Raw genomic sequence first — 10,606 nt, forward strand, 5'->3', positions numbered from 1 at the left:
GTGCGATGGACCCCGGCTCGGCTGCATCCCTGCCCGTAGCTCCGGCTGCCGGGAGGCGGCGGCCCTCGGCCGGCCGCCTCCCGGCCCGGGGTCAGTCCGCCCGCCGGGAGCGGACGACCACGACGCCTTCGTCCTGTACGACGTGGACGTAGTGGATCTCGTCCGGCCGGGTCGCCGGGTAGGCGGCATCGAGGCGCTCGCCGACCTCCACCTGCGTCGGGTGGAGTCCGCAGAGCCTGGCCACATGGTCACGCACCGCGATTTCGGCCAGGTGGTCCACCCCCTTCGCTCCGTCCGGGAGCCCGTAGGCGTGCGCGACCGTGCTGTGCAGCCAGTCGCAGCTCTCCACGTCGTCAGCGGTGAGGCGTGTGACGTCATCGCGGGTGGTGGACAGTCCGAGGCCCTCTGCGTACCGGTGGTCCCTCAGGAATGCCATCCGCTGTGGCCGGCCGGCGCGGCCCAGGGGCCCCTGCGGCAGCAGGATCTCCACCAGGCGCATCGTGACGGCCGTGCGACCGCCATGAGCGATCTGGATGTCGAACACCGGCAGCGTACGGTCCCCGTCGTCGAAGCCCGCGAACCGGACCTCCACGGCAACCTCGCCCTCCTGGGGCAGGGGCTCGAAGACGTCGAGCCGTGCCAGGCGGTGCGGATAGGCGACCGTGCCGTCCGGGATCTCCTCCGACCACTGGCTCAGCCGGTCGTGCGGGATCCCGTGTGTCGCGGCGTCGAGCAGTCCCTGGTGAAGCAGCCCGCGTGGGACGCCGCCGCGTCCGGCCTCCAGCATTGCCGAGGAGCCGGCGGCCCCGATGCGGAGCGACGTCAGGTACTGGAAGGCCGGCCCGTGCATCAGCGCCCCTTCGGCGTACGGGTCCGGTACGGGGACGGCGTCCGCCGGTGGCGCGAGGACCGGCGGCGGATCCGAGCGGCCCGGGCCGGTCCGGACGATCCCACGAGCGACCGGCTCGAATCGGGACAGGGTGGCCGTGCGGGCCCTGCGCCAGGCAAGCAGGGTCACCGCGACCTCCCCTTCGTGGAGATCGGTACCAGGGGCGACCTCGCAGCGCACCGTCACCGGTTCGGCGAGCGGGATCCACCGGTACAAGCGCACGTCCCGCAGTCCGGTGACCGGGAGGCCGGTGTGCTCGGCGGCGGCGGTCGCGAGCAGGTCGACTGTGGACATCATCGGCAGGGTCGGCACCGACCAGGTGGGGCAGTGGTCCAGCAGCCACCCGTCGACGGCCGGGTCCAGTGCCAGGGCTGCGCCTTCGGAGCCGAGCGAGCCGGGGACCGACTGTCCGACGGGCTCGGAGGCGTCCTCGACGATCCGCATCGCCAGCCCGTCGACGCGGTAGATCCGCCTGCCGTCGACCCAGAGCCAGGCGTCGGCCACTGCGAAGGGGCCGACCTCGTCCACCCCACTGCGCACGATCTCCATCTCGACGGTGATCCGACGGTCGGACGGAACCACCTGGCCACGGTATTTCCAGTTCAGGGTGCTGCCGGTGCCCACCGCTTCGAAGCGAGGGTTGCGCAGACCGGTGCCGAGGCCACGCTCGATCATGTGGAACTGTAGCAGTTGGGCCATCGCCTCCAGGCCGAGCGAACCGGGTTGGACGGGGTCCTGGAAGAAGTGGGCCTTGAAGTACCACTCCTGCGGGTCGACGTCTTTCTCCGCGCGCAGCCTGCCGAGCCCGGCCTGGCCTCCCTCTGGCCAGTATCCGACGACACGGTCGAGCATCAGCAACATCGGGCCGGCCAGGCGCAGCGGTCCCTCGCAGTAGCGGGCCGGACGGGCCGTCAGGTCGACGTGCCAGGATGACTCCTCCGGATGGGAGCGCTCGTCGTCCACGGGTGGCAGACCGGCCTGGTTCTCGAAGGCGTCTGGGGGGAAGTACCCGAAGACGGTCGAGGCGGTGAAGACGGGTGCGCCGTCGGCGGTGCACCGCACCTCGAATGTTTCGATGATCATACCGTCGCTCTGAGCGATGTGGGTGACCTCCGCGCGGGTCCGCAGCGTCCGTGTGCCGGGGAGCACTTCGGCGTGCATGGTGCCGGTGCCGTCGAGATTTCGGAACAGCACGTCCGTCTCGACGCGCAGGGCGCTGCCCACGTAGGAGGCGAGCCAGCCGCACGGCTGCAGGGCGACCTCCAGCAGTACCGCGAGCGGCATGGCGCCGCTCGCGTTCTGCTCGCGGTACCAGACCTCGTCGGGGACGTCGTACTCGGCTTCGACCCAACTGCCTTCCTGCATACCGTTCTGAGGGCCGTGGACGGCACTGATCCGGGACATGAAGTGGTACGGGGGCCCCGGGAGCCGGGCGACCCTGCGGTGGCTGTCGAAGACCTCGTGCATGGGGCCGAAGGCCTCCGACGGCCGGCCCCAGGCGGCAGCGAGCAGCGAGTGTCGGTCGAAGGGGAAGCCGTCGACCGCCGCCACCGTGGAGGTCTCGACCTGGCCGCGCAGGCCGGCGAGTTCCCGTGCCGGCACCGGGAGCCCGGTGCTCTGCTCGGCCGGTCCGGACAGCTGCTTCCAGTGCGTGAGCGGCCAGTCGGGGACCAGCCGCACGCCCAGGCCGCGCGCGTGGAAGGCCTTGACCCCGTCGACGGTGCACAGCACGTCCGCGAAGAGCGTGGGAGTGGGGCCGGCGGACACCTTCGTGACGAACACCTCGTAGCTGAGGTCGCGGCTCTCCGGAGTGATCTGGCCGCGGCAGCGCATCGCGTACGGCTCCTCGGGGACGGGCTCGAAACGCCAGCCGTCCCGCTCCGCCGTGAAGCCCAACGCGGCCAGGTGGAAGGCCATCGCCTGGAGGCAGCCCTCGAACATGAGTGTGCCGGGCATGCAGGGATCGTTCTTGAAATGGCCTTCAAAGTACCAGTCGTCGGGCGACACGCGGCGCTCCGCCCTGAGGTAGCCACGCCCCCAGGGACCGCCGTCGGGCTCGAACGCGGAGACCTCGTCGAGGAAGAGCATCCGGCCCTCCCCCAACTGCGGGCTGCGGATGTGCGAGCGGGTCGCCTCCCAGCCGACACCGAAGCAGTCGTAGGGGCGGCCCGCGGCCAGAGCCCTGACCCGGGCGGGACCGAACGAGCGATGGTCGGTGCGGATCGCGGGTGGGTCGACGACCGCGGCCGGTGCGATCTCCGCCGCCGGATCCCACAGCACACCGCGTGTCGCGGCGAGTTCGGCGTCGGTGAAGAATCCCGCCTGGCCGTCGCGGGCCGACAGGCGCAGTTCGCCGTCGACGTAGCAGTCGTAGTGGAAGAAGAAGATCCGCACGCCGTCGTGCTCGCCGTGGCCGTCGATCCGGATCTCGAACCGGAGCGTCTCACCGGGGACCGGCAGGCTGCCGTGGTAGGTCAACTCGCAGCCGAGCAGCCGGTAGACACGCTCGCCGCGGTTCAGCAGATCAGCACCGAGCCAACTGATCAGCAGCAGGTCGGCCTGACCTGCCTCGACCATGATCCCGGCCGGCATTCGCCCGGTCGGATCGAGGTACCAGCTGTCGAGTTCGACGTCAGTCTCGGTCCAGATCGTGCCGGTCCCCATGGAGGTCGGCACGGCGTCGATGCCGGTGACCCGGTCGGCCAGCAGCATCGGCGGGCGGGGCATCCGGGTCTGGCGGCGGTAGCCGTCCTGGGCGGCGAAGTCCGGTCCGAACAGCTCGGAGATCCGCCCGGAGGCGAGCTGCTCCAGCTGGCGGCGGTCGAAGGACGGGCCCGGCCGGGTCTGCGACGGTGCGGGGAGCGGCGCGGCGGGCCGGGCGGCAGGCGGGCTCTCGGCGACAGGGCTCTCGACGGTCGGGCTCTGGGCCGCTGCGGGCAGTGGAGCGGGAACCACCGGGGCCGGCTGAGACCTCGGCGGTGGAGGCGATGCGGGAAGGCTTGCTCCGGCGGGAGCGGATCGCACCGGAGCAGCTACGCGGGACGCCGCCTGCAGGAACTGGGTGCGGACCATTTCGCGGATCCGCAGGAACTCCCGGTGGGCCTGGCTCTGGACCAGCAGGAAGGAGCGGTGCGTGTCGGAAGCCTGCCGGTAGCACGCCGCATAGGCGGCCGCCACCGGGTACGGGTTATGGCCGACCGTGGGGTACCCGATCGGTTCAGCCGGCAGCGCGATCTCAGCCGCCGCCCGGGACACCGGGGCCGGCGCGTCGGGCGACAGCGACAGCGTGGGGAGTCCTTCCCCGAGCCGGCCTGCCTTCGCCCGGTCGGCTGTGGCTGTGGCTGCGGCGATGGCCGAGACCTCAGCCGCAACGCTTCCGGCCGGGGCCGGCCGAGGCGCGCGGATCTGCGTCGTCTCCCCTGTCGGGGCGGAGCGGAGCGCCACCGGCTCCGACGGTGGGACCGGTGGAACCCACGGTGCCCGGTCCATGATCTGGGCCTGCGGCCCCGCGTCGGGCAGTCGAGGGACGGGAGGGTGAGCGGGCAGCGAGATCTGCCAGCCCGTCGGCTTCGGCGCGGCGGAGGGAAAGTGGCCGGTCAACCGGGCCACGTCCACCGCGACTCCCGCACAGATCAGCTCGGCCGCCACCTGGAACAGTCGCTGTACGTCCTTGCCGTCGGACAGGTCGAGGGCCACGGCCAGGTGCTCCCGCTCCCCCAGGGTCTGCCGGATCCAGGTCGTGCACAGTCCTCGCGGGCCGTGCTCGATGAAGATCCGTACGCCGTCCTTCCAGGCGTTCCTGACCACCCGGGGGAAGTCGACGGTGTTCAGGCCCATGGCGGTGAGAGCGTCCGCAGCCGACTCCGAGGACGGGTGGTACCAGGCTCCTGTGGCCGCGGTGTAGAAGCGCACACCGGGCAGGGCGTTCACCGGCCGGTGGTGCAGCTCCCACCACTGCCGCTCCACCGCTGCCAGCCCGGGGACGTGGACGGCGATGTCGTACGGGACAGGGAGCGAGGGGGCGGGTACCAGCCGCTCCAGGACCCGCGAGCAGGAGCCCTCCTCACCCCCGATCACACAGGAGTCGGGGGAGTTGACGGTGATCAGGTGCGCTGCCGATTCGACGGCGAGGGCCGCCCGGACCTCGTCGACGGGGGCGTTCACCAGATGGCTGACCCACCGCTCCCCTTCGACGCCGATCGCGCGCCAGTCGTCCCGCATCACGCGGTGGTCGCCGACGAGCTGGTCCGTGAACAGGCTGGATGCCTCGGCCTCGCGGACCATGGCGCCACCGTCCGTCCACAGGCCCAGCGCGGACAGTGCGGTGGACTCTCCCGAGGAGTAGCCGAGGACCGCCTGCGGGCTGATGCCCAGCAGTCCGGTGGTGATCTCGGCGTGCAGTTGCCCGACCAGCGAGGAGCCCCAGATCTGATCGAGAACGCGTGGCTGCTCCGGTTCGCATCCGCCGCGGGCCCAGTTCAGCAGGGGGTGCAGACCACCGAACCGGTCGCCGATGCGAGCAAGTTCGCCGGGGAAGGCCAGCATCAGTTCACGGCCCATGCCCGGGTAGGCCATCGAGCCGCCCGAGAAGACGAAGGCGACTTCTCCGCCCAGCGGCGTGGGCCGAAAGGTCACGCCCTCCGGCCGGGGACCACCGGTGGCCAGCCAGCGGCCGGCCGCTTCGGCACGGGTGGCGAATCCGGCGCGATCGCTGACGATCACCAGCCGGGCAGGCCCGGTGTCGGACTCGCGGCCGGCCGCGAGCGCGGCGGCTACGCCGGGGCCGTCGGCACCCGAGTACACGTGGATCTGCGGGGGCTCCTCCTCCAGCCACGGCTCACAGTCCGCGCTGCCCAGCCGCACCTCGGTGCTCGGAGCTTCCAGCGGGGCCACGACCGCCGCGGCGGACATGGCGCCGAGCGCGGGCATCGCGGGCGCCCCGTGCCGCGGCACCGCCCGGTGGTGCAGGGCGAGGACTGCCACGGCGACGGCGAGCAGTCCGCGCGCGGCGTGCGGACTGCCGAAGCGCGCCGCGGGGTCGAAGTGCGCCGCGGGGTCGACATAGGGCATCCCTGCATCGTCGGCCGCAGGCCCGACGGAAGCCTCGGTCCCGTGTCGGTCCCCGACTGTCAGTCCCACCGGTTCACTGTTGCCCCCGAGCAGGGCCAGGACGCGGTCGCCGTCGCGGCGGGCGTCCTCCAACCGCTTGAGGACGAGAACCACGGCGGCGTCGCCGGCGTCCTCCTCCCGGCCGAGGGCAGCCAGCGCGGCGAGGTGCACCGGTTCGTCGGACAGGTCGACGGCACCCACCACGGCGGCGTCCAACTCGTCGGCGCGAAGCGCGCGGGCGGCCAGCTCCAGTGCGACGGTGCCGGAGGCCTCCTCGGCGGAGACCGTGAAACTCGGCCCTGCCAGGTCGAGTTGGGCATTGAGCCGGTTCGCGACGATGTTGGGCATCGTGCCCACGACGCCGGCCGAGGTGAGGGGGCCTTGGAATGCATCGGCCAGCCGGCCGCGGTCCTCCGCCCCGATGTCGCTGTCCTCGAGCCAGGCCGCGGATCGCCAGCGCGCACCGTAGCGGGCCGCCCCGGCGTCGCAGCCCATACCGACCAGGACTCCGGTCCGTTCGCGGGGAAGGGTCAGGTCGGCCGTGGCCTCCCGGGCCGTCTCCAGCAGCAGGAGCTGCTGCGGCAGCGCCGAGCCGAGGTCGTGCGGGGGGAAGCGGAGCCCGTCCAGCTGGAGTCCGACCGTAGCAGCGCTCCGCTGGACCGGTCCGGCACCGAACAGGTCACGACGGAAGTCATCCGTGTCACGCCCCGTCCCGGCACGGACGGCGACCGCGACGACGGCAACCGGAACCGGGGCGGGCGTAACGTCGGCGGGCAGCACCCCGGCGACCGGCAGGTCGAGGGCCGGCGGCAGCGGCAGCGCAGCCGTCGCGGGTTCCGGCCAGGCATCCACGACCAGGTGGGCGTTGTTTCCGCCGAACCCGAAGGCGCTGACGGCGGCACGCCGCAGGCCCGGCCAGTCCTCATTGGCCCGGAGCAGCCGCAGCGGTGTGCCGGCCAGCCCGTTGATCGGCTCGTCCGCGTCCAGGGTCGCCGGGCGGATGCCCGCCTCCATCGCACCGAGCACCTTGAAGAGGCCCGCGATCCCCGCCGTAGTGATCAGATGACCGAGATTGGACTTGGCGGACCCGATGGGCAGGTCGACCGCGTCCCCGAATACCCGCGCCATGCTGGCCGCTTCGGTCGCGTCCCCCACCTGGGTGCCGGTCGCGTGGCATTCCACCAGCGACACCGTCTCGGGCGCGACTCCCGCACCGGCGTAGGCGAGCCGCATCGCGCGCTCCTGGCCGGCCTGGGCCGGTACCAGCAGTCCGCCGGTCCGCCCGTCGTTGGACAGGCCCACACCGCGGACCACACCGAGGATGCGGGTCCCGGCGGAGAGCGCGTCCGCCAACCGCATCAGGGCGACGAAGCCGGCGCCCTCGGCGGGCACGAGACCGTCCGCCTCGCGGTGGAAGGGGCGGCTGCGCCCGGTCCGGCTCAGCGCCGCCAGTGCGCTGAACCCCATGTGGATGAACAGGTCGTCCGGACAGTTGACCGCACCCGCGAGCATCAGGTCCGCCGAGCGGTCGTGCAGCCGGTCGCAGGCCAGCTTCACGGCGTAGAGGGAGGAGGCACAGGCCGCGTCGAGGGCGAAGGCGCCCGCGCGAAGGTCCAGGGCCCGGGCCGCGAGGTGCGCGGGAAGTCCGGAGGAGAAGCGGTTTCGGGGGTCGGGTCGGCCGATCGCGCGCGCCGGCAGCGCCCTGCGCAGCGAGTCGGGCGCACCGTCCAGCCAGACGCTCTCCGCGAAGCGGGACAGCCCGGCGGAGGGATAGGACAGATTGCCCATCACCAGCCCCGCGTGTGCCCGGCCTGCGACGTCGCCGGCCTCGCGCAGGGCCTCCCGGGCGGCGTGCAGCACCCAGCGGACCAGCGGGTCGAGCGCGAGGACGTCGGAGGGGGCGAGCTGGAAGCCGTCCGGGTCGAAGACCTCGTCGAAGCCGTGGACGTAGCCGCCAACATCGTGCCAGGTCCGGTCGGCGCTGTCCTCGGCGGTGGCGCCGAGCACGGATGTCCTCGGCAGACCCCAGCGTCCGGCCGGTGCGGCGGACAGGCTGCGCCTGCCGTCGGCCACGTTCTGCCACAGGGTCTGCGGGGCGAACGCATCGGGCAGCACGCAGCCGCGGCCGACGATCGCGATGGGTTCGAAGGTCATGGCGTCACTCTCCGCCGGCCGGGTGGCTGGCCTGGGTGGTGTCGGGCCGCAGGACGAGGGTGACGCCGCTCAGTTCGGCGCGGACGACCCCGTCGGCATCGATGATCCGGACATCGCACACCGCCTCGGTGGCGCCGACCTTACGGGCCGTCACCTCGCAGCGGGCGGGGCTGGGAAGGAGGCCGGGACGGTGGACCCGGAAGGCGCCTACCGCCATCGGCAACGTGGCTCCCCCCAGGGCGCGTTCGGCCCAGAGCACGGCGACCTGAAGGCCGCCGTCGACCGCTGCCGGGTCGGTGTTCCAGCCGGTACCCGGCCAGCCCAGGCCGTGCGCTCCGGTCACCGTCGCCCTCGCTCCCTCCACCGACACTTCGTGCAGGTCGGTCAGCGCCCGGAACATCGGGCCGTGGAAGAGGACGTTCCCGTCGTACCGATAGCCACCGTCCGTGAGCGCGGTGGCCTTCGGGTGCACCGGGGCGGGGGCGGGCTGCGGCGTGGCTGCCCCGAGCGGCCGAACTCGCGCCCTGAAGTGCGGCCTGCCGCTCGGAGCCGTCAGGTCGATGCGCCGGCCGGCCGTGTCCGACGTGCTGCGCAGGAGGAGGCGGTGTCCGTCCCCCGCCAGGTGATCCAGCGCCACCTTGCTCAGCACGGAGACGTCATGAAGCTCGTGCACCCGTCGTTCCGGTTCCAGGTCGCGGGCGAGGCCGGTGAACCATTCCAGTGCCATGGCCAGGGGGAGCACCGGTCGTCCGGCGATCGCGTGATCGGCCAGGTAGGGATGGGTCCGGCTGTCGGCGTGGACCTCCCCGAGCAGGTCGGGCTCGGCCGCTCCCAGCGCGGGTCCGTCGTCCGGCCCGGCCGCGCTGAGGGTGACCTGGACCTCGCGGGTGTCTGCGAGCTCGGCCAGGAACGCCGCGGTGCCGCTCTCGACCGGGATCAGTGGGACGTGGTTGCGCTCGAAGTGCTCCGCCAGGTCCGTGGTCACCATCCCGCCCCGCCACGGACCCCACTCGATGGAGCGCACCAGGCAGTCCGGGTGTGCGGCGCGATAGGCGCCCGCCACCTGGCTCAGCACCTCGTTGGCCATCGCGTAGTCGCCCTGCCCGGGGTTGCCGTACCGGGCTGCGACGGACGAGAACATGCACAGCAGCGCGAGTGGGTCGTGTTCGGTGGCCGCGAGAAGGGCCCGCAACCCGCCGACCTTGGTGTCGAACACCCGGTCGAAATCCTCGTCGGTCTTGTCCGCGAGGAAGCGGTCGGCCAGGACCCCGGCACCGTGCAGGATTCCGGTGATCGGGCCCCAGGCCTGACGGACGTCGTCCAGTGCAGCGGCGAGCGCCTTCTCCTCCCGGACGTCGACCGCCAGATAGCGGACGTCGGATCCGGCCGCGCGCAGGGCGTCCACGGTGGCCCGCACCTCCCGGCCCGCCAGAACGGCGGAGACTTCCGCCCGAAGCTCGGCCGGGCTCGGGGGGGCGTCACCGGACCGCGCCCGGCGGGCCAGCAGTGCCTGGCCGAGGGCAGCGGCATCGCCGGCTTCCGGAAGGTCGTCCGCGAGGTCGGCCAGAGCGGTCCGGCCCACCAGGGCGATGCGCGGACGGTGTGCGCCGGCTAGGCCTCGGAGCACCTCTGCGGTGACACCGCGACCGCCTCCGGTGGCCACGATCACCGAACGGTCGTCGACGACGCCGGCCTCCAGCGCCGAGGCCGGAAGCTCGACCATCCGAAGGACCACCCTGCTGCCGTCCGCTCGTAGCCCCACGTCTCCGACCGGGCCGCCGGCGAGCAGCTCGTCCACCACCGCGTCGGCGACGGCCCGGGCGTCGCGATCGCCACGCTCGCAGTCGATCGCCTTGACTGCCGCCTTGGGCCACTCCAGCCGGGCAGTCCGTGCCAGCGCAGCCAGGCCGCCGAGCCAGGCGTGCGTGGGATCGGCACCCCCCTGCCCGAAGTCGCCGCCCGTGTCCTGGACGGTGACGAACCAACCGCTGACGGCTTCGTCGCCGCCGGTACCCGCACGCCGGGCGAACTCCCGGGCGCTGCGGAACGCCTCCCGGTTCACAGCCAGCGCCTCGTCCACGGACGCGACGGCCCGCAGCCCGCCGAGAAAGACGACGCCATGGACGTCCGCCGGAATCCGGTTCACCACGGAGGCTCTGATGCCCAGTTCGGCAAATCGGTCGACAATCCGTTGTGCCACGCCGGTGCCGTCATCGGTGACGGCGACCCTTCCCTGGCCGAGACCGCCCACACGCAGTCCGGAAGCCTCCACGGGGACAGCTCTGACGACGTGCCGAGTGAGAGGCCGTCCGATCGGGAGCGGTGTCGCAGAGGTGCCGGTCGATAGCGCAGCGCCATCGGCCGCGGGCGCCGCGTCCGCGGAGCCGAACGCATCGATGATCTGCCGCAGCGAACGCAACCGCCCCACATCCGCAGCACTCACCTCAACCAGAC

Annotated in this window: 2 protein-coding genes; both read right to left on the reverse strand. The window is 72.6% G+C overall.

All coding sequences use genetic code 11. The annotated features are described in order from the left end of the window. Positions 1–91 precede the first annotated feature (91 nt). Positions 92–8,152 (reverse strand): beta-ketoacyl synthase N-terminal-like domain-containing protein, encoded by an 8,061-nt coding sequence (locus tag ACWD4U_RS33525; protein ID WP_363461410.1) that lies wholly within the window; start codon positions 8,150–8,152, stop codon positions 92–94. A gap of 4 nt (positions 8,153–8,156) precedes the next feature. Continuing rightward, positions 8,157–10,606 (reverse strand): SDR family NAD(P)-dependent oxidoreductase (locus tag ACWD4U_RS33530; RefSeq protein WP_363461412.1); only part of this gene is annotated, 2,450 nt, incomplete at its 5' end.

The organism is Kitasatospora sp. NPDC002522 (genome assembly GCF_053595195.1).